The following is a 24,413-nucleotide window of genomic DNA, read 5'->3' on the forward strand; positions in this document are numbered from 1 at the left end:
ATGTCCAATAATGCCTATACGATTTTAAAAAATGATTGCTTAAGCTTACTTGCTCAGCGTTTCAATATTTCTATCGATGAGTTAATCAAACTTAACAGCGAGCAAATTAAAGATCCCAATCTGATTTATGAAGGTAACGTTTTAAAACTGCCGCCAGATCTAACCAAGCCCATTGAATTTGACGGTTCGCGTATTGAATTGGTTGAGCCGCCAACGGTTGTGAACGGTGGAAATGATACATGTCAATCGCCCAAGGAATACGAGGATATTTTGTATGTTCCTGCTCATCCTAAAACGGGTAAAAAAGCTTGGTATGCGCTGACGAAGCAAGCAAAAGAAAAAGTTGAGGAAGAGAGGGCGCACATGGCGCAAGCCATTGTTGAGAATGATTCAGAAGCTACGATGAAGAACCTCAATAAGTTGGGGTTGATCTCAAAGTTTGCCGCCAAAGTTCACGAACAGTTTATGACGTCAGACGATGCTGAAAAATATCAGGCACTGCTGCTTGCCAAGCTGGTGATTAAAAATGAAGCATTCAGAGTTGATGGGACCAATCCGAATGATTATCTGATCACAGTGGCTAGGCTGATTGGCGTGTCGCTGGAAGAAACTCGTGAGAAGTTATCTAATCGAGAGCAAGCAAAAAACACCCATTTATACTACGGAAAATTCGGCTCTTTATATCGGCCATCACCAGAAGGTCCTTTGTTCGAAAAAAATATTAATCAACAGTTACGGACACTGGTGATTAAAAAAATTGAAAAAGAAGTCGAAAGCCTAGAAAAAGCCGCTGAAAAAGCGGCAAAAAATCATGTTGCAGATGATGGCAGCAAGTTTATTTATGATAAAAAACTCGAATATTTTACCAGTAGCCACCAAAAGAACTTGGCATCTTGGATACAGCAAGTGCACCTAAACCGTGATAAATCAGATCAAGAATTGCTTCGCAGCAGTTATCAACAGTCTCGTGCTTATTTAAAGCAGTGGCCAACACAGTTGCAGCAAGCTCTAGAGCAAGGCTCTCGCATGTCTACGCTCGATAGTAAAGAGCAGCAAGCATTTCTTGATAAACAAAAGCTGTTTGTGTGTGCGATAAACTTAAAAAACATCAACCATTATGGCTTAGTCGTTAAAGAGCAATGTCTAACCTTAGACCAATTAGAAGGTGAGTCAGGCGTAGCTTGTGGTCCCGAAGCATTAAAAAAAGTGAAGAAATGGCGAGAATCGGGGGATGCCTTAGACATCATCAATGACAGTCAATTGATCGAGGCGTTATATAAGGAAACCGCAGGTCATCGATTAGACGCCAATCTCAATAGCATTATTAAAGAACCTGCGGCGTGGTCTTACTTCACGGCAAAAGCACTGATCGCGGTCGTTGACGCCACGGTTATTAAGCACAAAAAAGCACTGTCACAACTCCTTGGCACTAGCAGTTCAACACCTATTGATGAACTTTTTAGGCAATTACTTTGGGTTAAAAAAATCGCTTTAGCTCGGTTAAATTACCTAAAATCTCTGGCTCAAAAAAAGGCAGCGCAAGGTGCTGATAGATTAGAATTTACTTTGGGCAACGCGAGCCAGATGCCGCCGGCTCTTACCTTGTTATGGGATGAAACTACATTTAAACCCAAGGAAAAGCATAAGTCAGGTTTTATCAATAAAGCCGGAACCAACGACATTCAAGCGGTGGAGTGCTGTTTGCTCTCAGATGGTAAAGTATTTTACATCCGAGGCCCACACTGGTTAATACCAGAAACTAATGAAGATCCACTGTCTGCCTTAGCGGCGGGGCACGTTCGAGTCATTACTGAAAAAATTACCTTCAATTCGCCACAATCGAATGGAAAAAACATTGTAGAAGCAGGGTCTGTAGAGGACGCACTCAACGCGCTCACCAAGCCTGAAAGTACAATAGATTTAATGCCATTGAAAGCCAGTGCTGAGTTTGATACCGCTTTTTGGCAAGATAGCTATCATTACCAAGGCGGTATTGGTCCGAATGGTGAAACGTCTGCCTATTCTGTCGACGCAGGAGCGCAGTTGCTGCGTTTATCAACCAAGGCAGAGAAAGAACTTAATACCCCTCTAAGCAACTACCAAAATTTAATCAAAAAACGGCGTGATATCGGCGGCTCAGGGGCAATCTCGGCTCAATTCACCGCCTTGCAAGGTCAGCTCAGTTTTTCATTTTGGCTCCCGCTTGTACCAGAAAATAAAATGATGAAGGAAGAGCAGGTCGAAAAAGTGAAAGGGCATGGGGTTAACTTAATTTATATCGATAAAAACAATAAGGAAAACAAATATGAAGCCGGTGATCTGCGGGTTTGTATTGCCGGTTCAGTTTATGGTCTGGCGGCCGCTTCATGCCAATTGAGTGCTAAGTTGGCAATCGGCCCGAGTGATGTGAGTGAAGGTTTTGGCATTAAAGGTAGCACGGTAGGGCTGTTTGATCCCAATATCTATAATGGTTATGCTCTGCCCGGATCGAGCCTAGCAAGTGCGGGAGCTGCTGGTTATGCAGGGGAGGCCGCTGTTTCTGTTGATGCGTTTGCTGGAGTAGAAGCAGGGGGCACTTTAGGTGCAACGGTTTACTGGGCCCCACCTGCGGTAAAATTTGTTACGCAGAGCAATGCGCCCAAGGCACCGAAAAAATTAGGATCGATTGATGGTAAACTGTCTGGTTCATTTGGTGCGGGTTATCACGCTGAGTTTCGTTTGCTGATTCAAGGTGGAGTTATCATCTTAGTGGCTTCAGCGGGGCTGGTAGTTGGGCCCGGTTGCAGTGGTAAAGTGGCGATTAATCTGGATGCCAACGCAGTCGATGAGTTTATTGGCTGCTTACTTGGCGTGTTAAAACAGAGCCATTTCCGCCGCCTAGCGATTTTTGGAGAAGCGGATGCCAATGGAGTCAACGATAGTTTTAACGAACTCAATGACCTTATGACACTAACGGTAGGCTTAGGTTTGAATTTAGCGCAGGTGCTACTAATGCCGGTGACTGTATTGGCTGATTATAAGCAACAGGTGCTGAGTAAAGAATATGCTCCACTACTAGCCAACAGTATTTTGGACTCTCAAAAACAAGCCGTTACACAGCGTTGGGTTATGGCTTTACCTCCTGAAACGTTAAGTAATTTATTCACTAGCTTGATTCAAAAGCAAATAAGCTCAAGACGAGATAGTAATGGTGTTGTGATCGCAACGGCAGATAAGGATAACGAAAGTCAAGTACAAGCCATTGTACAAATTATGCAATGGCTAGCGGCAGATAAGAGTGTTGGTGAAGAAGCGAACCAGAGACAGTGGAAAGAAACTTTAATTGCGATGGGGAAACTTCCCGCAGGCAAAAAAGACCATCTGGTGGAGTGGCAAACCTATCAAGCGCAGTGGCTTAATTTGGCTAGGTTTGTGCAAGCTTCTGATTTCAGCGAGCGTAAGAAAATTTCTAATGATTTTGATAGAGCGAGTGAAACACTTTGCCAAAATATGGTGCTAACTCGTTATGATGAATCATACCAAAGCGGTCTGTTAGTGGGAATTAAAAAGCCAACCCAGTATTTTGCTTATCCGATTAGTCTGGTACAAAATCCAGTGGTTGGTCAAAAAGTGCAAATATGGCTAGAAACAGAGTCACACTGTGAGCTAGTGAAAAAGAACGAAACTATTATCAATTGGAGTGTTCATGAAGCTTTATCCTAATCGACTTGTCCGTCTTGTCTTGCTGCTGAGCGTTATGGTTGGGCTCGTTGCTTGCAAGCCTAATCCACAAGATGATATTGCCCTATTTCAGCCATTTATTACCGAGAATATTAATCAGAAATCGGATGATCCTTATATTTCGAGCACCGTAAAGCCGGGAGATAAGATGTATGATATATTGTTTAATATTCAACATGGAAGACATGATTTAGCCTCGAATAAATTACAAGCTCTGATTGACGAAAATGATAGTGATGCAATGGTTTGGTACGCAAAACTTATATATCGCTCCAGTATCAATAATAGACCTAAAGCATTGTCTCTTTATCAAACAGCAATGGAGGATGATAATCCTTATGCCTACATCATGCTTTCTCCAGGTTTAATCAGTAGTGGTTGTGTTAGCTATTTTGGCGAAAAAAATTGTACACTAGAACATTTCAATAAATCCATCGAGCTTTTTAAACCTCTCGCTGCGCAAGGCGATCTGCGTGCTCAATATTTTTTACTAAAACAGCAAGAGTTAGAGCAATCGAAAGATAATCGAGTTCAGTATATTCAAGAGGTGATTCGCTTTTCTCAAGCACATTATTACCAACCCTTGATGGATTATGTCAATACCATTTTAATTTATTCGCCGAGTAAAAATAAGTCTGAATCCAAAACCGTAGAGCAGTACCAATTAGCTATCGATTTATTAACGATTGCCGCCAATAACAATTATATACCTGCCATAAATAAATTATCCTTCTTGTTAGAGAATACAGCACAGGAAGAGAGTGAGAGATTAATAAATATAGCTTTAAAACTGGGTTCTACAAGCACAGTGCAATATAAATATCATCGTTCTAATAGAGGCAGTGAAGATGAATATTTCTATAATGCTCTCTATAAAGGTTTATCAGGAAAGTATGCTTTTGATGTTCATACTTTGAATGAAGAAGAAAGAGCAAAGATAAATGAAAAAGTTAAGTTATTCATGAATGATATAACGCCAATGGTATATATCGATGGTTTCACTAGCCGTGATGACTGGGTGGATTAGTTGCTAAGGTGAATACTTTAGCCGATATAATACGGCATAAACTACCTAAACCCTTAAAGTAAAACAACATCGCAACAAGCTTAATCAACGAATCTGATAAGGAGCAAATCAATGGCAAATGGTGCATTAGTAGGAGATATCGGATCCGATCATGATGGTTTTCCTCCTACGCCGATCACCGCTGGGTCACCGACGGTAAAAATTGATGGCAAAGCAGTGGCAAGGCAGGGCGACCCGCTAGAGCCTCATGATAAGCCGAACAACCCAAGCCACCCACGTGCAATTAAAGGGGGCTCGGGTAGCGTTATGATTGATGGCAAGCCCGCCGCGCGAGTCGGCGATGCCGTTGACTGCGGTGGCGTAATTATTGGTGGCTCATCGGTCAATATCGGTTAAGGTTGTAACCCATTTAATCAATAAAGCGGCGCTTCAAACCTTGAGTGCCGCTTTGTTGTTTTAAGCACAGCAGCTTTAGCACCAGTGAGCCAGCGTTATCCCTCTTTATGAAAAAGAAATTCTACAGACAGAAACGGAGCGAGCAATGATCCGCCATATCTTATTAATCAAATTCAAACCACAAGCTCAGCCTGCCGACATTCAACAGCTCAAGTCGCTGTTTGAAGCCATGCCAGAGAAAATCGAGGGGGTCGCTGCCGTTGAGTGGGGCGTGAACGACAGCCCTGAAGGTAAAAACCAAGGTTATACTCACAGCGTTTTAATGACATTTACCGATGAGCAAGCACGCCAAAATTACCTACCTCATCCAGAGCATAACGTGCTAAAGGATGTCTTTCGTCCTTTGCTCGAAGAGATCATCGTTTTCGATTATTCGATTTAGTCACAAGCCAATAATCCTATAGGCGCTCACCCCATGTTGGATAGGATGGACTCTAGATTCTTTAGCTTGTTTGGCTTGAGTGTTAGCTAAGGGGCTATTCTTTTCGCCATGATGTACCACCAGAACAGTCGATATTTAGCCGTTAGTACATTCGATGGTACATTAAATCATTGATGTCACAAGAGACTATGAATGCTGAATAATTTGGTACGTATTGATTTAATTGGCTTTGTAGGTTTTGACGGATGTTATCGGAGAGAAAGTGGTGGCCCCTCCCAGACTTGAACTGGGGACCAATCGATTATGAGTCGACTGCTCTAACCACTGAGCTAAGGGGCCAAATTAGGTGTGTGATTATAGGGGATGCAGTTATGAGTGTCTACCCGCAAAATAGGGTAAATGCGCTTAGTTTTTATCCACTTAAACCATGAGATACAAAAAAGGTGAGCTTGTGCTCACCTTTTAGATTGGATAGGTTGCGATTACTCGTCTAGGAAGCTGCGCAATGTTTCAGAGCGGCTTGGGTGACGCAGTTTACGCAGTGCTTTCGCTTCAATTTGGCGGATACGCTCACGCGTTACGTCAAACTGCTTACCAACTTCTTCTAGCGTATGGTCTGTATTCATATCAATACCGAAACGCATACGCAGTACTTTCGCTTCACGAGGGGTTAGGCCAGCAAGAACGTCACGAGTCGCTGCTCTTAGGCTGGTGGCCGTAGCAGAATCAAGTGGTAGTTCAAGGGTTGTATCCTCGATAAAGTCACCAAGATGCGAATCTTCGTCGTCACCGATAGGTGTCTCCATAGAGATTGGCTCTTTAGCAATTTTCAGTACTTTACGAATTTTATCTTCTGGCATTTGCATGCGTTCTGCCAATTCTTCTGGCAGAGGCTCACGGCCCATCTCTTGCAGCATCTGACGTGAGATTCGATTCAGTTTATTGATCGTTTCGATCATGTGCACTGGAATACGAATAGTACGTGCTTGGTCTGCAATTGAACGTGTGATAGCTTGGCGAATCCACCAAGTGGCGTAAGTTGAGAACTTATAACCACGGCGGTATTCAAACTTATCTACCGCTTTCATCAGGCCGATATTACCTTCTTGGATAAGATCCAAGAACTGCAGGCCACGGTTGGTGTATTTCTTCGCGATAGAAATAACCAGACGCAAGTTTGCTTCAACCATCTCTTTTTTCGCTCGACGAGCTTTCGCTTCACCGATAGACATGCGACGGCTGATGTCTTTAATGTTTTGCACATTCAAAGACGTTTCTTCTTCGATCATTTTCAATTTATGAATTGAACGACGAATATCTTCTTCTTGCTGTCTGATTTTTTCTGCATAAGGTTTTTCTGAAGCAAGTACTTCATCTAACCATGCATCGCTTGATTCATTGCCAGTGAATAAGGCAATGAATGATTTCTTAGGCATTTTACCGTATTCGACCGCAGCTCTCATGATCAGACGTTCTTGAGTACGAACACGATCCATAGAGGTGCGAAGCTTGTTGACTAGGTAGTCAAATTGCTTTGGCGTGAGTCGGAATTCACGGAAAATATCCAGCATCAACTCGGTAGCTTGGGCGGCTTTATTGCTGTCATAGCCATGCTCATTTTTCGCGAGTTGAAGATTTTGATACTTGTTGCGTAGTTCGGTGAATTTTTCTAGCGCAAGCTCAGGGTCGATTCCTGCATCTTCTTCAGAGTCAGTATCTTCGCTGTCGTCATCGTCGTCATCATCGAGGTCGTCTTCATCAGCAAGGTCAGCGCTAGCAAGCTCTGAACCGATATGGGTCGCTGTTGGGGCGTTCGTTGCATCTGAGTCAGGATCAACAAAACCTGAGATCAGGTCTGTTAAACGAAGTTCTTCAGCAAGAACTTTGTCAAATTGCTCTAAGATGTATGGAATGGTGCCTGGATATTCAGCCACTGCGCGTTGAACTTGGTTAATACCATCTTCAATACGCTTGGCGATATCAATTTCACCTTCGCGAGTCAGCAGTTCTACGGTACCCATTTCGCGCATATACATGCGCACAGGGTCGGTAGTACGACCAATTTCGCTTTCTACACTGGATAATGCAGCGGCTGCAGCTTCAGCAGCATCCTCATCGGTGATTGCGTTGTCATCATTTAGAGCAAGATCATCGGCATCAGGGGCAGTTTCTACCACCTTAATGCCCATGTCATTGATCATCTGAATGATATCTTCTACCTGCTCGGAATCTACGATTTCTGCTGGTAGGTGGTCATTTACTTCGGCGTAGGTCAGATAGCCTTGCTCTTTGCCTTTAATGACAAGTAGTTTTAGCTGTGACTGCGGATTTTGATCCATAGACGGTATCCAACTTCATATCTGGTGAAGGAATTAGTATGCGAAATGCAAACCACATATACTAACAAATTTATTCATTGCTGACTATTTAAACTGGGTTACGCTTTCAAGTCTTTCATTAAGTCTTGAAGCTCCCGTCTCTCTTCGGCTGATAAACCGACGCTTCTTTCTTTTGCCTGCAGGTTTTCAATTTGCTTTTCGATGCATTGAGCCAATATTTTGTCCAATGAATCTAAAAATAGTTCTTCTTGATTGTCTTCAACAAGTGGAATTTCCCAACTTGCGAGGCGAGACAGAAGGGTCTCGTTTTTATTACCGCGCCAGTGTTCAAGCAATTGGCCTGTAGTAATATTGGGGTACGCTTGACAATTCTCAAGTACCTCAATTAATAAACTTAAACCGGGTATGGGCAAGGATTGAACGCTGGAAATATCAGGCACCATTTCAGCATAGCTTGGATTTTGAATAAGCAAAGCGATCACTTCACGCATCGGTGTGCGTTTGAGCTCTTTGTGTGGCTGTGAGCGGTGTTTGTCTGATTCTGGCAGTGATGGCTTTTTATAAATCCCAGTTTTTTGCCCTAATATTTTGAGCAATTGCGCTTGTAGAGATGTGTCTGGCACTTTATTAATCAGTGGTAATGCCAGCGCCTCAAGCGCTGCTTTCCCTTCGTTATTACCGACATCAACTTGTGACAGTAGGTTGGTAAATAGGTATTTGGATAAGGGTTCAGCATCTTGCACTAACTGTTCAAAGGCCGCTTTTCCATGGGTTCTGATGTAGCTATCTGGGTCTTCACCATCAGGTAAAAACAGAAATTTAAGAATATTGCCACTTTTGAGATAACTCAACGCATTTTCCAGTGCGCGCCACGCCGCTTCTCGTCCTGCTCGGTCACCATCATAGCAACAGACCACCGTATTGGTTTGGCGAAAAAGCAGTTGCAGGTGATCGCCAGTAGTTGAGGTTCCTAGCGAAGCAACCGAGTAGTCCACTCCATATTGCGCCAGAGCCACCACATCCATATAACCTTCAACAACTAATATTTGCGGGGGTTCACGATAGGCTTGCATGACATCGTATAGGCCATACAGCTCTTTACCTTTATGGAAAATGGGGGTTTCTGGGGAGTTCAGGTATTTTGGCGTTCCATCACCCGTAACGCGTCCACCAAAGCCGATCACTCGTCCGCGGCGGTCGCGAATGGGAAACATAATACGTCCACGAAAACGATCGTAGCGGTTGCCTTTGTCATTTTCGATCAACATACCGCCAGTGACGAGCATCTCTTGGCTTTCTTGTTGCTGACCGAAGTTTTTGCGCACTAAATCCCATTCGTCAGCGATATAGCCAATACCAAATTTCTGCACGATTTCGCCAGAAAGACCGCGATCTTTCAGATACTCGATGGCATGACGATTACCCGGAACTTTGAGTTGGTTGCGGTAAAACTGCGCAATGCTGCCCATTAAGTCATAAAGGGTGCGTTTTTCTTCACTATTGGCTGCTTTAGGGGCTGATGAGAAATGGCCACTAGAGCGTTGCTCTCGGGGAACTTCTAGCCCCACAAAAGAAGCCAATTCTTCGATGGCCTCGACGAATTCAAGGCGTTCATATTCCATCATGAAGTCGATGGCGTTGCCATGCACGCCACAACCAAAGCAGTGATAGAACTGTTTTTCTTGGCTTACACTAAATGAGGGCGTTTTTTCATTATGGAATGGGCAGCAAGCACCGTAGTTCTTACCTTTTTTCTTAAGTTTCACACGTGCGTCTATGATGTCGACAATATCAAGTCGAGCAAGGAGATCATCAATAAAACTGCGAGGGATGTGTCCTGCCATAAAACCTAAAAGAAAAGATTAAAACGAATGATTAGATACAAACAAGCCGTGCGCTCCAGAGGATAGCACGGCTTGATGCAATTTGATGCGGGCATTTAAGCGAGTTTAGTTCGAACTAATCCGCTGACTTTACCCATATCTGCACGCCCTTGAATTTGCGGTTTCAAGACAGCCATCACTTTCCCCATGTCTTGCATGCCAGCAGCAGCGGACTGGGTGATCGCATCATCAATTAATGCGCTCACTTCATCATCGCTCAACGGCTGAGGCATAAATGCCTCAAGGATAGTGATTTCTGCTTGCTCTGCATCTGCGAGATCTTGACGATTGGCAGCTTCATATTGAGCGACAGAGTCGCGACGCTGTTTAACCATTTTTACCATCACAGCAAGAATATCGTCGTCGTTCAGAGTGATCTGCTCGTCGACTTCTCGTTGTTTGATCGCGGATAAGGCTAAACGAATAGTGCCAAGGCGTACTTTATCCTTGGCTTTCATCGCTAATTTTTGCTCTTCTTTGAGGATATCAATTAGAGCCATAACTCTCGTTCCTTAATGGAAAAAGGTTATTAGTACAGGCGAACGCGACGTGCGTTTTCGCGAGCTAGCTTCTTAGCGTGACGCTTTTGAGCTGCTGCTTTAGCGCGTTTGCGAACGGTAGTTGGTTTTTCATAGTGCTCACGACGACGCACTTCAGAAAGGATACCTGCTTTTTCGCAAGAGCGCTTGAAACGACGTAATGCAACATCGAACGGTTCGTTTTCACGTACTTTAACTATTGGCATATGCCTTTCACCTCAGGGGTTATTCGTTAACGCTGATATTTTGAGGCTTAAACCACAAGATTTCTTGTCTGTTTGCTCGGTTATCAGCTTGATCAAAAATGGTGCGGAATTTTAATCCGATCGCAATAGCTTTGTAAAGCACTTTGTCGATTATAGTCTGTACAAAATTTGTTTACGGAGCCAAGGCGGGGTAACATGGCGGCCATTTCCAATTGTTGATGAAAGCGTGCTGAGAAAATTATGCGCATTATTGGTATTGAAACCTCGTGTGACGAGACTGGCATCGCCATTTATGACGAAGAGAAAGGCTTACTTTCTCATCAATTGTACAGCCAAGTAAAACTGCACGCCGATTACGGCGGTGTGGTGCCGGAGCTTGCTTCTAGAGACCATGTTAAAAAGACCATTCCACTGATAAAAGCAGCGATGGCTGAAGCGAATTTGACGCCTGCGGATATTGATGGCGTGGCTTACACCGCAGGTCCTGGTTTAGTGGGTGCGCTGCTTGTTGGCGCGACGATTGGCCGTAGTTTGGCTTATGCGTGGAATGTGCCTGCGGTGCCTGTTCACCATATGGAAGGGCACCTTTTAGCTCCGATGCTTGAAGATAATCCGCCTCCGTTTCCGTTTGTGGCCGTACTGGTTTCCGGTGGTCATTCCATGATGGTAGAGGTGAAAGGGATTGGTGAATATAAGATCCTCGGAGAGTCTATTGATGACGCGGCCGGTGAGGCGTTTGATAAAACCGCGAAGCTGATGGGGCTTGATTATCCTGGGGGGCCATTGTTGGCTCGTTTGGCTGAAAAAGGAACGCCAGGGCGTTTTAAGTTTCCGCGTCCGATGACGGATCGACCAGGGTTAGACATGAGTTTCTCTGGTTTAAAAACATTTACAGCCAATACGATTGCAGCTAATGAGAATGATGATCAGACCCGAGCGGATATTGCGTATGCCTTTCAAGAGGCGGTGTGTGGCACTTTAGTGATTAAGTGCAAACGCGCCCTTGAGCAAACTGGCATGAAACGTATTGTTATTGCCGGTGGCGTGAGTGCCAATAAACAGTTACGCGCAGAGCTTGGCGCACTGGCGAAAAAAATTGGTGGCGAAGTGTATTACCCACGTACTGAGTTTTGTACCGACAACGGTGCAATGATTGCTTATGCGGGTATGCAGCGTTTAAAAAATGGTGAAACAGTCGATTTAGCTGTGCAGGCAACACCTCGCTGGCCGATTGATCAACTTAAACCCATTATTTAGCGGGTGTCACAACGGTCTCTTTTTAGAGGCCGTTTTGTTCTTTGGTACTTCCGTTTCTGTGGCGTTCTGTATTGATTTTAATTAGCCATTGCTTACATTCTGCTCTGAGCTGTTATCGCTCATATCAATGCTACAATGCCAACCTACTTTACTAATATTGGATTCACAATGAAGACATTTGTTATTGATGATTGCCAGATGCGTTATTTGGATCAAGGGCAAGGTGAAGTGCTTGTTTTCGGTCACAGCTATCTGTGGGATAGCGCAATGTGGGCACCTCAGGTGGAAGCGTTGAGTCAACACTACCGCTGTATCGTGCCTGATTTATGGGCGCATGGTCAGTCAGATTTCGCACCGTCATCCATGAACACACTGAAAGATTATGCTCAGCATATTTTGGCTTTGATGGACCACTTATCGATTGAGCAGTTTTCTATCATTGGTCTTTCTGTAGGTGGAATGTGGGGGGCTGAGTTAGCCGTTCTTGCGCCTGCGCGCGTGAAATCATTAGTGATGATGGATACCTTTGTTGGTCTAGAGCCTGAAGTCAGCCATGCAAAATATTTTGCCATGCTCGATGCGATTGCGGCGATGCAGCAAGTGCCATTACCGATTGTTGATGCAGTTGTACCGATGTTTTTTGCAAAAGATGGCGAGCAGCAATCTCCGACATTAGTGGCTGGATTCAAGCAACATTTATCGGCGCTTACTGGTCAACAAGCGGTGGAAGTGGCTCGGTTGGGGAAAATGATCTTCGGTCGTCGTGACATGATTGAAGAGGTGGAACAATTGAGGTTGCCAGTGTTGATTGCAGCTGGCGCTGAAGATATGCCTCGTCCGCCTCTTGAGGCTTACTTAATGAATGATGCCATTCACGGCAGTGAGTTAGAGGTTATTGCTAATGCTGGACATATCAGTAACTTAGAACAACCTGAATACGTTACCGCCATGTTGACCCGTTTCTTGAAAAAAGCGCTTAGCTAGTCTTCCCTAATTACCGGGTCATGCTTAATCAAAAAAGGCTTCGTAAGAGGCCTTTTACTTATTCGTCATTGACGTTATTTGCAAGCGGGTTTATCCATCATCCAAGCTAGCTCAAGAACCAAGCGTTTTTTTCTCACCCACTTTCGGCTCTGTGCCAGCCAATAACCGTTTAATATTTTGGTGATGACGAAACACGATAAGGCAGCACAGCATTGCTACCGGTAAGGTATATTGCGGTTTGATCAACCAAGTGTAGAACGGAGCGAGCAGCACGGTAACCAAAGCCGCTAAGGATGAATAGCGAAATAAAAATGCAACGCTGACCCAAGTCAATATGATAAGTGCGGTGAGATCTAAACCGATCGGTGCGATGGCTCCCAGTGCTGTTGCAACACCTTTTCCGCCTTTAAAATGAAAGAAAATAGGATACATATGGCCAAGGCAAGCGGCGATGGCGACTAGGCCCAATAGAATGGGGTCAATCCCCAAATAGTAGCTGCCCCATACGGGAATAGTACCTTTGAGCATGTCACACAGCAGTACCGCGATGGCGGCTTTTTTTCCACCAATGCGTAATACGTTAGTTGCACCGGGGTTATTTGAGCCCATATTGCGAGGATCGGGCAGGCGTAATAAACGGCAGATCAACACCGCACTTGAGATCGAACCCAGTAAATAGGCAGAAATGATCATTATCAGTGCGAGTGGTGTCATAAGTACCTCTGCAGTGGAAATGCCCTAAAGCAAGTTCACAAGCCATTGTTAACCATGATGAAAAGCAAAAAAATGTTTTGGATTTCGCATCTCGACTCAGTTTGGGTATATGATATCGCGATTAGGCAAAATAGTACGATTTTTTACGTAATTAGGGTATCCGACCTCTAGAGGAAGAGACGCAAAAATGGACAAAGTCTTTATTGAACAGCTGACGGTAATTACGACCATTGGCGTGTATGATTGGGAACAAGAGATTAAGCAGAAGTTGGTGCTCGACATCGAAATGGCGCACGACAATCAACCCGCAGGTAAAAGTGATGATGTGAGCGATGCATTAGACTACGCACAAGTGAGTCAAGCGGTGATCGCACATATTGAAAATGGTCGCTTTTTATTGGTAGAGCGTGTTGCAGAAGAAGTAGCAGAGCTTCTGATGCAGCGTTTTTCCGTTCCTTGGGTTAAAATTCGCTTAGCAAAGCCCGGCGCGGTAGCACAGGCATCCAGTGTTGGCGTTATCATTGAACGAGGCCATGCATGACGACGGTCTATGTTGGCGTCGGTTCTAATATTGAAAGACGCAAACATATCGAAGCAGCCATCGAGGAATTGTCGACCATCGGAAATCATCTACAGATCTCGACCATTTACGAATGTGCATCGGTTGGTTTCAATAGTGCGGCTTTTTATAATTTAGTCGTTGCGCTGGAAACAAGGCTTTCGTTGAGTGATTTCGTGGCGCAACTTCGAGCGATTGAATCTCGATGGGGGCGCGACCCGCAGGCGAAAAAATTTCAAGATCGCACCTTAGATCTCGATATCATCTTGTTTGGTGAAGAAATTTCAGCGCAAGATCCTGAACTGCCACGCAGTGATATCTTTAAATATCCATTTGTCATACAACCACTTTACGATTTGTCACCGGAACGGATCGTTCCCAATGATGGTCGTAGTGTGCGTCAAATATGGCAACAGGCGATCAACTTAGAATCGCTCACCCCTGTCAAACTTTGGTTCGACATTAATTAATAAGAGTCAGTAATGAGTTATTTAGAAGCGTTTTTTTTGGCTTTGATTCAAGGCTTAACCGAATTTTTACCTATCTCCAGCTCCGCCCATTTAATTTTGCCTTCAGCCATTTTAGGCTGGGAAGATCAAGGTCTTGCCTTTGATGTGGCGGTGCATGTCGGCACATTAGCTGCCGTGGTTATCTATTTTAGGAAAGAAGTCGTGACTTTACTGCGCGCTTTTTTTGCCTCGATTTTTAAAGGCGAGCGCAGTAAAGAATCGAAACTGGCATGGATGATCGTACTAGCAACCATTCCTGCCTGTATTTTCGGCTTTTTTATGAAAGATATTGTTGAACTCTACCTACGCAGTGCTTGGGTGATAGCAACCACCACTATTATTTTTGGTCTATTACTGTGGTATGTCGATAAAAACGCTCCATTAGCGGATGATGAATACCAAGCCGATTGGAAAAAATCGCTGATGATTGGTTTGGCACAAGCGGTTGCGGTTATCCCCGGTACCTCTCGCTCAGGAGCGACCATCACTGCGGCGTTGTATCTTGGTTTTACTCGTGAAGCGGCCGCGCGTTTTTCTTTCTTGATGTCGATTCCTATCATTGTTTTGGCGGGTGGCTATTTAGGGTTAAAGCTGGTGACCAGTGGCGAACCTGTGCATTTTGGTTTCTTAACGACGGGTATCCTGACCTCCTTTATCAGTGCTTATATTTGTATCCATTTCTTCTTAAAACTGATTTCTAAAATGGGCATGACTCCGTTTGTCATTTACCGTTTAATTCTGGGTGGCGGCTTATTTGCGTTCCTAATGATGAGTTAAATAAAGGCTTGTGGTATAAATAGCCATCATTTTCGTGCTGTGTTAGAGCGTCACTTTTTTTAAACAGCACGCTTTGTTTATCGTTTACGTTCTCTTTCATAGTGAACGTTTTGAATGGTTATAGATGTGATGCGACTTTTTGCGGTGACATTGGCGTTATTATTCGGTTTATTACAGTACGATTTGTGGCTCGGTAAAAATGGCATTGCTGATTATCGAACCATTGTCGATGAAATTGACGTGCAGCAACAAGTAAACGAAAACCTAACGCTACGAAATTCGGAAATGTTCGTCGAAATTGATGATTTACGACAAGGATTGGACGCGATTGAAGAGCGAGCGCGTCATGAATTAGGAATGATAAAAGAAGGTGAAACTTTCTATCGATTGGTCGGTGAGGATAGTCAATAAATGCCGCACAGTACGCTTTCTCTTACCGCGATTGTACCGGCTGCTGGTGTTGGCAGCCGAATGCAAGCGGATCGTCCGAAACAGTATTTAACCATACACAACAAAACCGTTCTCGAACACACAATAGCGACGCTGCTCGCGCACCCTAATATTGATCGCGTTGTTGTCGCCGTCAGTGACGATGATCCTTACTATTTTGCTCTGCCATTAGCCACTAATCCCAATGTTATTCGCGTCAGCGGTGGTCAAGAGCGAGCCGACTCGGTGCTCTCTGCGCTGCAATATGTTTTAGCTAATTCCCTAGGTGAATGGGTTCTCGTGCATGATGCAGCGCGGCCTTGTCTTACTTTTGCAGATATTGACCGATTGATTACGACAGCTAAAGAGCATCCAGTAGGTGCGATTTTAGCTGCACCCGTTCGAGACACAATGAAGCGTGCTGATGGCGAAAACAACATTGATCATACCGTTGATCGCGTCGCATTATGGCATGCATTCACCCCCCAGATGTTTAGAGCCAAGCCGCTTTTTGAGGCTTTGTCGGACGCGTTAGATCAGCAAGTCATCATCACCGATGAAGCATCCGCAATGGAGTGGCAAGGGTTACATCCAGCGTTGGTCGCTGGGCGAGCGGATAATCTCAAAATTACGCAACCCGAAGATCTCGCTTTAGCTGAGTTTTATTTAGGTCGTACTTCCTCACTAGCCGCAATAGGAAATAACCATGATTAGAATTGGCCACGGTTTTGATGTTCATAAATTTGGCGGTGAAGGCCCAGTCATCATTGGGGGAATTGCCGTTCCTTATGAGCAAGGCTTAATTGCTCATTCCGATGGTGATGTCGCCTTGCATGCTTTAAGTGATGCGCTGCTTGGCGCGATTGCCGCAGGTGATATTGGCCGCCATTTCCCCGATACTGATGATAAATGGAAAGGGGCAGATAGCCGTGAATTATTGAAAGATGTCTATCGCCGTGTGAAAGCGCAAGGCTACCGTTTAGGAAATGCCGACGTCACCATTATCGCGCAAGCGCCGAAGATGGCGCCGTATATTGAAGCGATGTGCGCTGCCATTGCGCAAGATCTTGAAACGACGCTAGATAATATTAACGTCAAAGCAACCACAACCGAGCACCTTGGTTTCACTGGGCGCAAAGAAGGTATTGCTTGCGAAGCGGTTGTCTTATTGATCAAATGTACTACAGATTAAATGCACGGTTGATCAAAGCATAATATCGCCTTAATAAAACGACCCAAATTGAAGAGGTAATGGCAATTCCCTTGCCTATCCTTCTATGTGAAAACACGTTATTGATGGACTACCGCCAACGAATGGCACGCTCAGTAACGCGCAATAGCGGCTCATGCGTCGCTGTTTTTATTATTACCGCCAACTCGCGTCAGCGACGGATGAAAACATGTCAGATATATTATCTTCATTGGCTTACCTTTGTGGTAAACCAGCCGCTAAAGCCAAAATAAAAGCCAAGCCAGAGCACTTTAAAGTGATTGAAGACTTAGGATTCGAACTGGCAGGAAGTGGTGAACACTTAATGGTTCATATTCGTAAAACTGGTGAAAATACCAGTTTTGTGGTCAATGAATTGGCTAAAGCATGTGGTGTGAAATCAAAAGATGTGAGTTGGGCTGGTCTGAAAGATCGTCATGCGGTTACGCAGCAGTGGCTCAGTGTACATTTACCAAAAGGTGAGACGCCAGATTTCACCGAGTTTTTGGCTCAATATCCGAGCATCGAAATTCTGGAAACTACGCGTCACAATAAAAAGTTGCGCCCCGGAGATTTAGTCGGCAATCATTTTGAAATCACGCTTTCTGAAGTCACCGACACCGCCGAAGTAGTGACGCGATTAGAGCACATCGCCACGCACGGTGTGCCTAATTATTTTGGTAGCCAACGTTTTGGCAATCACGGCAATAACCTCAGTGAAGCGCGTCGCTGGGGAAAAGAGAACGTGCGTTCACGTAACCAAAATCAGCGCAGTTTGTATCTCTCGGCGGCCCGTTCGTGGATTTTCAACCAAATTGTCTCTGCCCGTATCGAGCAAGATAAGTTACACCAATTTATCGAAGGAGATATCGCACTTGAGGGAGATAACACGATCTTAGTCACCTTGGCGAATCTTACCGATCTCAATAACAAACTGGCATTGAATGAAGTGCAAATAAGTGCTGCTTTGGCGGGCGATAACGCACTACCGACGCAAGGCGAGGCTTTAGATTTAGAACAAGTTCACCTTGATGCTGAACCTGACTTGATGGCACTGATCCGCAGCAATCGTATGCGTCATGAGCGCAGGACGGTGATGCTTAAGCCTCAGAATCTTTCTTGGACAGTTGAACAAGACAATGTGACGTTACGTTTTGATTTAGATGCAGGAAGTTTTGCTACCTCAGTCATTCGCGAATTGGTTGAAGAGATAGCGGTTGAACGCGAGTTCTAAGGAAAAAACTCGATGAAGATTTTATTAAGCAATGATGATGGTGTATACGCGCAAGGTTTAAATACCCTAGCACGCGAGCTGGCGGATCTCGCCGAGATCGTGATTGTCGCGCCGGATCGTAATCGGTCAGGAGCCTCCAATTCGCTGACATTAGAGCAGCCGCTTCGTGTGGATCTCATTGCACCCAATACCTATTCAGTGCAAGGCACACCAACCGATTGTGTGCATTTTGCACTCAATGAACTGCTCAAAGATGATCTGCCTGATTTGGTGCTGACAGGCATCAATCATGGTGCGAATTTGGGCGATGACGTGCTCTATTCGGGCACGGTTGCGGCGGCGATGGAAGGGCACTTTCTTGGGGTGCAAGCGATCGCGTTTTCATTGGTCGGGACGGCTAATTTTACTACGGCAGCGCAGATAGCACGCCAGTTGGTCGAACAGCATCTCAATGCCCCGATCCCAACCAATCGATTATTGAATGTGAACGTACCAGATCGTCCATTTGGGGAGTTAGCGGGTATTCAAGTGACGCGTTTAGGTGCTCGCCATCACGCAGAAAGTATGATTAAGCAGAAAGATCCTCGTGGGCATGATATTTATTGGTTAGGTCCTCCGGGTAAAGAGCAAGATGCAGGGCAAGGGACTGATTTCTATGCGATTGAGCATGGCTATGTCTCCTTGACGCCGTTGCAGGTTGATCTCACGGCTCATGAGTCACTGCCAAGTATGGATAACTGGTTGAAGGAAAAAGGGTAATGGCCAATCCACATGCCGACAGATTAATTGAATTTCTGATCGCGAATGGTATCCAAGATCAAACCGTTTTGGATGCCATTCATTGTTTGCCAAGAGAAAGCTTTGTTTCTCAGGCGATGATGCATCAAGCCTATGACAACAATGCCTTGCCGATAGGCCAAGGACAAACGATTTCACAACCTTACATTGTGGCAAAAATGACGCAGCTTTTAGAACTTGAGCCGCAGAGTAAGGTCTTAGAAATTGGCACAGGATCGGGTTATCAAACCGCTGTGCTTGCCCAGTTGGTTGAGCACGTGTATTCGATTGAACGGATCAAGTCATTACAGTGGGACGCGAAGCGTCGTTTAAAGCAACTTGATATTTATAACGTCTCCACTAAGCATGGTGATGGCTGGTTGGGCTGGGATGCTAAAGCTCCTTTTGATGCGATCATTGTTACGGCAGCGGCCGAATTTGTCCCAAATGCGCTGCTTGATCAGCTTGCGGAAGGTGGCCGTTTAGTGATCCCTGTCGGCAGTAGTGAGCAACAGTTATTGAAAATAGTTCGCCAAGGCGATGATTTTATTTCTAACACCATTGAGATGGTGCGTTTTGTTCCTTTAGTTGCCGGTGATTTAGCTTAGTGATGATGAGTAACCTAAGAAACAGAGTAATAATGGTGCTAATGAGTAGCGTCCTTATCGGATGTGCTGCTCATACTCCTGCACCCGTTTCTGGGCTCAATAAAGACTATAATGCCATTCCTCGTGGTAGTTATCGCGGCAGTTTTTACGAAGTGCAAAAAGGCGATACGCTCTATTTTATATCTTATGTCACAGATAAAAATGTAAACGACTTGATCCGTTTCAATAATTTAAAAAAACCTTACACCATTCATCCCGGTCAAAAACTCAAATTATGGATCCCCAATTACACGCCTCCTGCTTACGGTGGTAGTGGTGTAACAGAAGTCATTGTGGCTGCAGCCCCTTCGAGCACAATGGCTGGCTTAGTTTCCCCCCCAATGGTTGTAGACGGAGTGAGTAAAAACTCTAATCAAAATAGTGGATCTAATGCCGCAAGTTCTTCGACCAAAGTCGCAAAGAAAGATCCTCCTAAGGTAGTTGAACAATCGAAATCAAAAGAGTATGTTGATTCAAAAGGTAAGCAAAATGTTAATGCTAATGTAACCTTTGCTAAACCAAAAGATGATAAAGTTTCAAAATGGTTATGGCCGACACAAGGGAGAATAATTAAAAACTTTTCAGCAGGCGATCAAGGAAATAAAGGGATCGATATCGCAGGACAGCGTGGTCAATCCATTTTATCAACTGCTGCAGGAACCGTTGTCTATTCGGGAAATGCATTAAGAGGTTACGGCAATCTTGTGATTGTTAAACATAACGATAACTACCTCAGTGCTTATGCTCATAACGATCGGTTACTGGTAAAAGAAGGACAAAGTGTTAAAGCTGGCCAAAAAATAGCAACCATGGGCAGCTCAGGAACCAGCAGTGTTCGTTTACACTTTGAAATTCGTTATCAAGGTAAGTCGGTGAATCCAAAACGCTACTTACCGTAAACATACTTGAAAGAGTCATGTAGCGACATTAGAAAGTAGTAATGTCTTGCTAGCTCGCCAGGGGGAGGCGCTATGAGTATCAGCAATGCAGTAACGAAAGTCGAAGAGTTTGAAGACCAAGAGATCATGGATTCGATTGAGGTTGATGAAGAACTCACCATCACTAAAAGCCAAAGCGATGACGATGTTCAAATCGAAGATGCTAAAGAAGGATTTGACGCGTCAACAAAAAGCTTAGATGCAACACAGATGTATCTTAGCGAGATTGGTTTTTCTCCATTATTAACAGCCCAAGAAGAAGTACTTTATGCTCGTCGTTCACTGAGAGGCGATGAAGCTGCTCGTAAACGCATGATCGAAAGTAACTTACGTTTGGTCGTTAAAATTTCTCGCCGTTATGGTAATCGTGGCTTAGCTTTGCTCGATCTAATTGAAGAGGGTAATTTAGGCTTGATCCGCGCGGTAGAAAAATTTGATCCAGAACGTGGCTTTAGATTCTCAACCTATGCTACTTGGTGGATCCGTCAAACCATTGAACGTGCATTAATGAACCAAACGCGCACTATCCGTTTGCCAATTCATGTCGTTAAAGAGTTGAATATCTACCTTCGCACGGCTCGCGAGCTGTCGCAGAAGTTAGATCACGAACCTACCGCAGAAGAAATTGCGTTCCAACTGGATAAGCCAGTAGAAGATGTCAGTAAAATGCTACGTCTGAACGAGCGTATCAGTTCTGTTGATACACCGATTGGCGGCGATGGTGATAAAGCACTACTCGATATCATCCCAGATGCGAACAACTCTGATCCTGAAATTTCTACGCAAGATGATGATATCCGTGAATCACTACTGAATTGGTTAGATGAACTGAACCCAAAACAAAAAGAGGTACTTGCACGCCGTTTTGGACTATTAGGTTATGAACCGTCCACCTTAGAAGAGGTAGGGCGCGAAATTAACTTAACTCGTGAACGAGTTCGTCAAATTCAAGTGGAAGGCCTACGTCGTTTGAGAGAGATCTTGGTTAAACAAGGCTTGAACATGGAAGCGCTGTTTAATGTTGAATACGACTAAAGGTTGGTTCAACAAGACCTTGATTCATAAAACCATTGATTTATAAAACCGTTGATTTATAAAACTATTGCATAAAAGCACAAAAGGCACCGACTTAAAATCGATGCCTTTTTTATTTTTAATATCAGATTGTTACATTAGCTTCTTCAAGCGATAAAGTGCTTCTAACGCTTGGCGAGGCGTTAGATCGTCAGGATCAATAGCTGCTAATGCCTGTTCGACTTCGCTTGGGTCTGGGATCAAACTGAGTTGATTAGCAATATCTACAGTTGAGCTTTTACTGCTATTAGGTTGTTGCTGGCTTAGTAATTCAAGCTGCGACAGTTTAGCGCGCGCGTTTTTGATCACTGTTTTAGGCACGCCAGCAAGACCTGCCACTGCTAGGCCGTAAGATTTACTTGCCGCTCCTTCTTGAACCGCATGCATAAAGGCAATGCTATCGCCATGTTCCACGGCATCTAAATGCACGTTGGCTAAGTGAGGTAGCTGGTTTGGCAGCTCGGTCAGTTCAAAATAATGAGTGGCAAATAGCGTTAGCGCGCCAATTTGGCTTGCGAGCCATTGTGCACTTGCCCAAGCCAATGATAACCCATCATAGGTACTGGTTCCGCGGCCAATTTCATCCATCAATACCAAGCTATTTTGTGTCGCATTATGCAAAATGTTGGCAGTTTCGGTCATTTCAACCATGAAAGTAGAGCGACCAGAGGCGAGATCGTCCGATGCACCAATGCGGGTGAAGATGCGGTCAATCGAACCGATGTGTGCTGCTTCTGCTGGCACATAGCAACCGATATGCGCTAATAAAGTAATCAATGCAGTTTGGCGCATGTAGGTCGATTTACCGCCCATGTTAGGCCCGGTAATGATCAACATTTTTCGTTGCGGATTGAGCTCAATTGGGTTGGCAATGAAGGGTTCATTCATCACTTGCTCAACGACAGGGTGACGGCCAGCTTGGATATGGATCGCTGGCTCTTTACTCAAGGTCGGGCGACAGTAATCTAAGCTTTCAGCGCGCTCGGCAAGGTTTTGCAACACATCGAGCTGCGATAGCGAAGATGCAAGGTTTTGCATCTGCTCTAAATGAGGCAACAATAAGTCAAATAACTCTTCCCAAAGCTGCTTTTCCACTGCCAGTGCTTTTGATTTCGAGTTGAGCACTTTATCTTCATGTGCTTTTAGCTCGGCAATAATATAACGCTCGGCATTTTTCAACGTTTGGCGGCGCACATAGTGGGGAGGAACAAGGTGACTCTGGCCACGGCTGACTTGAATGTAGAAACCGTGAATCGCGTTGTAGCCGACTTTTAGCGTATCAATGCCGTGACGTTCGCGCTCTTCAGCTTCTAATTTATTCAAGTATTCGGTTGCGCCGTTGGCTAAATCACGCCATTCATCCAGTTCGGCGCTGTAGCCATCGGCAATCACGCCACCATCACGAATCACAACTGGTGGGTTGTCTTTGATTGCTCGCTCAAGCAGTGTGCACAGCTCATCCAATGGCTGTACATGATGAGTTAACTGAACTAAGTGAGGTTGCGATAAGGGTTGCAGTATTTCACTGAGCTGCGGCAATTGCTGCATCGCATGTCGCAGGCGTGCTAAGTCTCTTGGGCGAGCGGAACGCAATGCCAAACGAGCAAGAATACGTTCAATATCGCCAATCTGTTTCAGCACAGGTTGTAATTCACTAAACAGAGCAAGCTGTTTCAACTCGCCGATCGCATCAAGGCGTTGATTCAGCGTATCAATACAGCGCATCGGTTGGTGTAACCAGCGTTTGAGCATGCGGCTGCCCATTGGGGTGGCGCAATGATCGAGCACTTCCGCTAAGGTGTTATCAAAGCCACCGGACAAGTTCTGCGTGATCTCTAAATTACGGCGCGTGGCGGCATCTAAGATCACCGAGTGATCTTGGCGATCAAACGTCAGTGAACGAATATGAGGCAGTGCAGTGCGCTGCGTATCTTTCACGTATTGAATCAAGCAGCCAGCGGCGCATAAGCCCAGTTTAGCCTGTTCTACGCCAAAACCGACCAAATCACGCGTACCAAATTGTTGGTTCAACTGCTGTTTTGCTGTCTCTAACTCAAATTCCCAAATAGGGCGGCGACGGTTTCCTTTGCGATTGCCCATTAAAGTGACTGGCGTGAAATCTTCAGGGAAGAGCAGTTCGCGCGGTGCGGTGCGTTGCAGTTCGGCGGCCATCGCCTCTTCGGTTTCTGGCTCACTCAGTTGGAAGCGCCCTGAAGTGATGTCTAAGGTTGCGTAGCCAAAGCGACCATCGTGGTGGTAGATGGCGGCAATTAAGTTATCGACTCGCTCAGAGAGCAAGGCTTCATCCGTGACCGTGCCGGGCGTGACAATCCGCACCACTTTACGCTCAACGGGGCCTTTGCTGGTGGCAGGATCGCCAATTTGTTCACAAATCGCGACGGATTCGCCCTGTTGTACCAATTTCGCTAAGTAACCTTCCACGGCGTGATAGGGAACGCCCGCCATTGGAATAGGCTCACCCGCAGAAGCACCGCGTTTGGTGAGTGATATTTCCAGCAATTGCGATGCGCGTTTAGCGTCATCGTAAAACAGCTCGTAGAAATCGCCCATCCGATAAAAGAGCAGAATATCGGGGTTTTCGGCTTTCAATTGCAGATATTGCCGCATCATCGGGGTGTGCTGTGGTGAAGACTCGGCGGAAGATGCGCTGGATTTGCTCATGTTATTCGTCACTCGATTATCAATGGCTGACTGTGAAAATGACCACCCTACAGGAATGGCAGCGGCCTTA

At 45.0% G+C, this 24,413-nt stretch carries 23 protein-coding genes and 1 tRNA gene; 17 read left to right on the plus strand and 7 right to left on the minus strand.

The window, feature by feature from the left end; all coding sequences use genetic code 11:
• The 4 genes from AACQ75_RS16310 to AACQ75_RS16325 all read left to right on the plus strand — a co-directional run bounded on the left by AACQ75_RS16310 (position 1) and on the right by AACQ75_RS16325 (position 5,585).
• A complete protein-coding gene (locus AACQ75_RS16310) occupies positions 1-3,702 on the plus strand; it encodes a LysM peptidoglycan-binding domain-containing protein (RefSeq protein ID WP_170889072.1) in 3,702 nt (1,233 codons plus the stop codon).
• Positions 3,686-4,747, plus strand: a complete 1,062-nt coding sequence (locus AACQ75_RS16315) for a sel1 repeat family protein (protein WP_170889073.1) — start codon at positions 3,686-3,688, stop codon at positions 4,745-4,747. The genes AACQ75_RS16310 and AACQ75_RS16315 overlap by 17 nt, the downstream gene beginning before the upstream one ends.
• A 111-nt stretch (positions 4,748-4,858) precedes the next feature.
• Positions 4,859-5,143: a type VI secretion system PAAR protein gene (locus AACQ75_RS16320; RefSeq protein ID WP_017043423.1), complete on the plus strand. Its 285-nt coding sequence runs from the start codon at positions 4,859-4,861 to the stop codon at positions 5,141-5,143.
• Between the two features lie 145 nt (positions 5,144-5,288).
• Positions 5,289-5,585 carry a Dabb family protein gene (locus AACQ75_RS16325; protein WP_170889074.1) on the plus strand — a complete coding sequence of 99 codons (297 nt, stop codon included), beginning with the start codon at positions 5,289-5,291 and terminating at the stop codon, positions 5,583-5,585.
• A 263-nt stretch (positions 5,586-5,848) separates the two neighbouring features.
• On the opposite strand, the gene AACQ75_RS16330 is transcribed toward AACQ75_RS16325, so the two are convergent.
• The 5 genes from AACQ75_RS16330 to rpsU all read right to left on the minus strand — a co-directional run bounded on the left by AACQ75_RS16330 (position 5,849) and on the right by rpsU (position 10,552).
• Positions 5,849-5,924: transfer RNA gene (locus AACQ75_RS16330), tRNA-Ile, on the minus strand.
• Between the two features lie 143 nt (positions 5,925-6,067).
• Positions 6,068-7,924, minus strand: coding sequence for an RNA polymerase sigma factor RpoD (gene rpoD, locus AACQ75_RS16335; protein WP_013857727.1), 1,857 nt, complete (start codon positions 7,922-7,924; stop codon positions 6,068-6,070).
• 98 nt (positions 7,925-8,022) lie between these two features.
• On the minus strand, positions 8,023-9,768 hold the full coding sequence (gene dnaG, locus AACQ75_RS16340) for a DNA primase (protein ID WP_170889075.1): 1,746 nt from the start codon (positions 9,766-9,768) through the stop codon (positions 8,023-8,025).
• A gap of 95 nt (positions 9,769-9,863) precedes the next feature.
• A complete protein-coding gene (locus AACQ75_RS16345) occupies positions 9,864-10,307 on the minus strand; it encodes a GatB/YqeY domain-containing protein (protein ID WP_010318215.1) in 444 nt (147 codons plus the stop codon).
• Between the two features lie 29 nt (positions 10,308-10,336).
• Positions 10,337-10,552: a 30S ribosomal protein S21 gene (rpsU, locus tag AACQ75_RS16350; protein WP_004396009.1), complete on the minus strand. Its 216-nt coding sequence runs from the start codon at positions 10,550-10,552 to the stop codon at positions 10,337-10,339.
• A 240-nt stretch (positions 10,553-10,792) separates the two neighbouring features.
• On the opposite strand from rpsU, the gene tsaD reads away from it, so the two are divergent.
• Together tsaD and AACQ75_RS16360 are read left to right on the plus strand one after the other, a co-directional pair.
• Positions 10,793-11,809 (plus strand): tRNA (adenosine(37)-N6)-threonylcarbamoyltransferase complex transferase subunit TsaD, encoded by a 1,017-nt coding sequence (gene tsaD, locus AACQ75_RS16355; RefSeq protein ID WP_017046706.1) that lies wholly within the window; start codon positions 10,793-10,795, stop codon positions 11,807-11,809.
• Positions 11,810-11,944: 135 nt separating this feature from the next.
• On the plus strand, positions 11,945-12,793 hold the full coding sequence (locus AACQ75_RS16360; protein ID WP_170889076.1) for an alpha/beta fold hydrolase: 849 nt from the start codon (positions 11,945-11,947) through the stop codon (positions 12,791-12,793).
• Positions 12,794-12,904: 111 nt separating this feature from the next.
• Here the strand turns inward: AACQ75_RS16360 and plsY are convergent, their stop codons facing one another.
• The gene (gene plsY, locus AACQ75_RS16365) at positions 12,905-13,507 is read right to left on the minus strand and encodes a glycerol-3-phosphate 1-O-acyltransferase PlsY (protein WP_017047525.1); all 603 of its coding nucleotides are present in this window, start codon (positions 13,505-13,507) and stop codon (positions 12,905-12,907) included.
• 187 nt (positions 13,508-13,694) lie between these two features.
• Between plsY and folB the strand changes: the two genes are divergently transcribed.
• From folB to rpoS, 11 genes are all read left to right on the plus strand, one after another.
• Positions 13,695-14,048, plus strand: a complete 354-nt coding sequence (gene folB, locus AACQ75_RS16370; protein ID WP_017047526.1) for a bifunctional dihydroneopterin aldolase/7,8-dihydroneopterin epimerase — start codon at positions 13,695-13,697, stop codon at positions 14,046-14,048.
• Positions 14,045-14,536 carry a 2-amino-4-hydroxy-6-hydroxymethyldihydropteridine diphosphokinase gene (gene folK / locus AACQ75_RS16375; protein ID WP_017047527.1) on the plus strand — a complete coding sequence of 164 codons (492 nt, stop codon included), beginning with the start codon at positions 14,045-14,047 and terminating at the stop codon, positions 14,534-14,536. Before folB ends, folK begins: the two co-directional genes overlap by 4 nt.
• A 12-nt stretch (positions 14,537-14,548) precedes the next feature.
• Positions 14,549-15,352, plus strand: a complete 804-nt coding sequence (locus AACQ75_RS16380) for an undecaprenyl-diphosphate phosphatase (protein ID WP_013857720.1) — start codon at positions 14,549-14,551, stop codon at positions 15,350-15,352.
• 129 nt (positions 15,353-15,481) lie between these two features.
• A complete protein-coding gene (gene ftsB / locus AACQ75_RS16385) occupies positions 15,482-15,763 on the plus strand; it encodes a cell division protein FtsB (RefSeq protein WP_026027578.1) in 282 nt (93 codons plus the stop codon).
• Positions 15,764-16,495, plus strand: a complete 732-nt coding sequence (gene ispD / locus AACQ75_RS16390) for a 2-C-methyl-D-erythritol 4-phosphate cytidylyltransferase (protein ID WP_170889077.1) — start codon at positions 15,764-15,766, stop codon at positions 16,493-16,495.
• Positions 16,488-16,973 carry a 2-C-methyl-D-erythritol 2,4-cyclodiphosphate synthase gene (gene ispF / locus AACQ75_RS16395; protein WP_170889078.1) on the plus strand — a complete coding sequence of 162 codons (486 nt, stop codon included), beginning with the start codon at positions 16,488-16,490 and terminating at the stop codon, positions 16,971-16,973. Before ispD ends, ispF begins: the two co-directional genes overlap by 8 nt.
• Before the next feature lie 154 nt (positions 16,974-17,127).
• Positions 17,128-18,225, plus strand: a complete 1,098-nt coding sequence (truD, locus tag AACQ75_RS16400) for a tRNA pseudouridine(13) synthase TruD (protein ID WP_170889079.1) — start codon at positions 17,128-17,130, stop codon at positions 18,223-18,225.
• 12 nt (positions 18,226-18,237) lie between these two features.
• The gene (surE, locus tag AACQ75_RS16405; RefSeq protein WP_170889080.1) at positions 18,238-18,984 is read left to right on the plus strand and encodes a 5'/3'-nucleotidase SurE; all 747 of its coding nucleotides are present in this window, start codon (positions 18,238-18,240) and stop codon (positions 18,982-18,984) included.
• Positions 18,984-19,610: a protein-L-isoaspartate(D-aspartate) O-methyltransferase gene (locus tag AACQ75_RS16410; protein ID WP_013857716.1), complete on the plus strand. Its 627-nt coding sequence runs from the start codon at positions 18,984-18,986 to the stop codon at positions 19,608-19,610. The genes surE and AACQ75_RS16410 overlap by 1 nt, the downstream gene beginning before the upstream one ends.
• Positions 19,611-19,615: 5 nt before the next feature.
• Entirely contained in the window at positions 19,616-20,548 is a 933-nt protein-coding gene (gene nlpD / locus AACQ75_RS16415) for a murein hydrolase activator NlpD (RefSeq protein ID WP_170889096.1), read from the plus strand.
• 72 nt (positions 20,549-20,620) lie between these two features.
• Complete coding sequence (gene rpoS / locus AACQ75_RS16420) at positions 20,621-21,622, plus strand: RNA polymerase sigma factor RpoS (RefSeq protein WP_170889081.1); 1,002 nt, start codon at positions 20,621-20,623, stop codon at positions 21,620-21,622.
• 132 nt (positions 21,623-21,754) lie between these two features.
• On the opposite strand, the gene mutS is transcribed toward rpoS, so the two are convergent.
• A complete protein-coding gene (mutS, locus tag AACQ75_RS16425) occupies positions 21,755-24,343 on the minus strand; it encodes a DNA mismatch repair protein MutS (RefSeq protein WP_129532237.1) in 2,589 nt (862 codons plus the stop codon).
• Between the last annotated feature and the right edge of the window lie 70 nt (positions 24,344-24,413).

The sequence above is a fragment of the Vibrio sp. B1-2 genome, assembly GCF_963888445.1.
GTDB classification, from domain to species: domain Bacteria; phylum Pseudomonadota; class Gammaproteobacteria; order Enterobacterales; family Vibrionaceae; genus Vibrio; species Vibrio anguillarum.

Excerpts from the sequence above, each read along its gene's own strand:
- AACQ75_RS16310 (WP_170889072.1), top strand. The coding sequence starts at position 1 with ATGTCCAATAATGCCTATACGATTTTAAAAAATGATTGCTTAAGCTTA.
- AACQ75_RS16315 (WP_170889073.1), top strand. The coding sequence starts at position 3,686 with ATGAAGCTTTATCCTAATCGACTTGTCCGTCTTGTCTTGCTGCTGAGC.
- AACQ75_RS16320 (WP_017043423.1), top strand. The coding sequence starts at position 4,859 with ATGGCAAATGGTGCATTAGTAGGAGATATCGGATCCGATCATGATGGT.
- AACQ75_RS16325 (WP_170889074.1), top strand. The coding sequence starts at position 5,289 with ATGATCCGCCATATCTTATTAATCAAATTCAAACCACAAGCTCAGCCT.
- rpoD (WP_013857727.1), bottom strand. The coding sequence starts at position 7,924 with ATGGATCAAAATCCGCAGTCACAGCTAAAACTACTTGTCATTAAAGGC.
- dnaG (WP_170889075.1), bottom strand. The coding sequence starts at position 9,768 with ATGGCAGGACACATCCCTCGCAGTTTTATTGATGATCTCCTTGCTCGA.
- AACQ75_RS16345 (WP_010318215.1), bottom strand. The coding sequence starts at position 10,307 with ATGGCTCTAATTGATATCCTCAAAGAAGAGCAAAAATTAGCGATGAAA.
- rpsU (WP_004396009.1), bottom strand. The coding sequence starts at position 10,552 with ATGCCAATAGTTAAAGTACGTGAAAACGAACCGTTCGATGTTGCATTA.
- tsaD (WP_017046706.1), top strand. The coding sequence starts at position 10,793 with ATGCGCATTATTGGTATTGAAACCTCGTGTGACGAGACTGGCATCGCC.
- AACQ75_RS16360 (WP_170889076.1), top strand. The coding sequence starts at position 11,945 with ATGCCAACCTACTTTACTAATATTGGATTCACAATGAAGACATTTGTT.
- plsY (WP_017047525.1), bottom strand. The coding sequence starts at position 13,507 with ATGACACCACTCGCACTGATAATGATCATTTCTGCCTATTTACTGGGT.
- folB (WP_017047526.1), top strand. The coding sequence starts at position 13,695 with ATGGACAAAGTCTTTATTGAACAGCTGACGGTAATTACGACCATTGGC.
- folK (WP_017047527.1), top strand. The coding sequence starts at position 14,045 with ATGACGACGGTCTATGTTGGCGTCGGTTCTAATATTGAAAGACGCAAA.
- AACQ75_RS16380 (WP_013857720.1), top strand. The coding sequence starts at position 14,549 with ATGAGTTATTTAGAAGCGTTTTTTTTGGCTTTGATTCAAGGCTTAACC.
- ftsB (WP_026027578.1), top strand. The coding sequence starts at position 15,482 with ATGCGACTTTTTGCGGTGACATTGGCGTTATTATTCGGTTTATTACAG.
- ispD (WP_170889077.1), top strand. The coding sequence starts at position 15,764 with ATGCCGCACAGTACGCTTTCTCTTACCGCGATTGTACCGGCTGCTGGT.
- ispF (WP_170889078.1), top strand. The coding sequence starts at position 16,488 with ATGATTAGAATTGGCCACGGTTTTGATGTTCATAAATTTGGCGGTGAA.
- truD (WP_170889079.1), top strand. The coding sequence starts at position 17,128 with ATGCGTCGCTGTTTTTATTATTACCGCCAACTCGCGTCAGCGACGGAT.
- surE (WP_170889080.1), top strand. The coding sequence starts at position 18,238 with ATGAAGATTTTATTAAGCAATGATGATGGTGTATACGCGCAAGGTTTA.
- AACQ75_RS16410 (WP_013857716.1), top strand. The coding sequence starts at position 18,984 with ATGGCCAATCCACATGCCGACAGATTAATTGAATTTCTGATCGCGAAT.
- nlpD (WP_170889096.1), top strand. The coding sequence starts at position 19,616 with ATGAGTAACCTAAGAAACAGAGTAATAATGGTGCTAATGAGTAGCGTC.
- rpoS (WP_170889081.1), top strand. The coding sequence starts at position 20,621 with ATGAGTATCAGCAATGCAGTAACGAAAGTCGAAGAGTTTGAAGACCAA.
- mutS (WP_129532237.1), bottom strand. The coding sequence starts at position 24,343 with ATGAGCAAATCCAGCGCATCTTCCGCCGAGTCTTCACCACAGCACACC.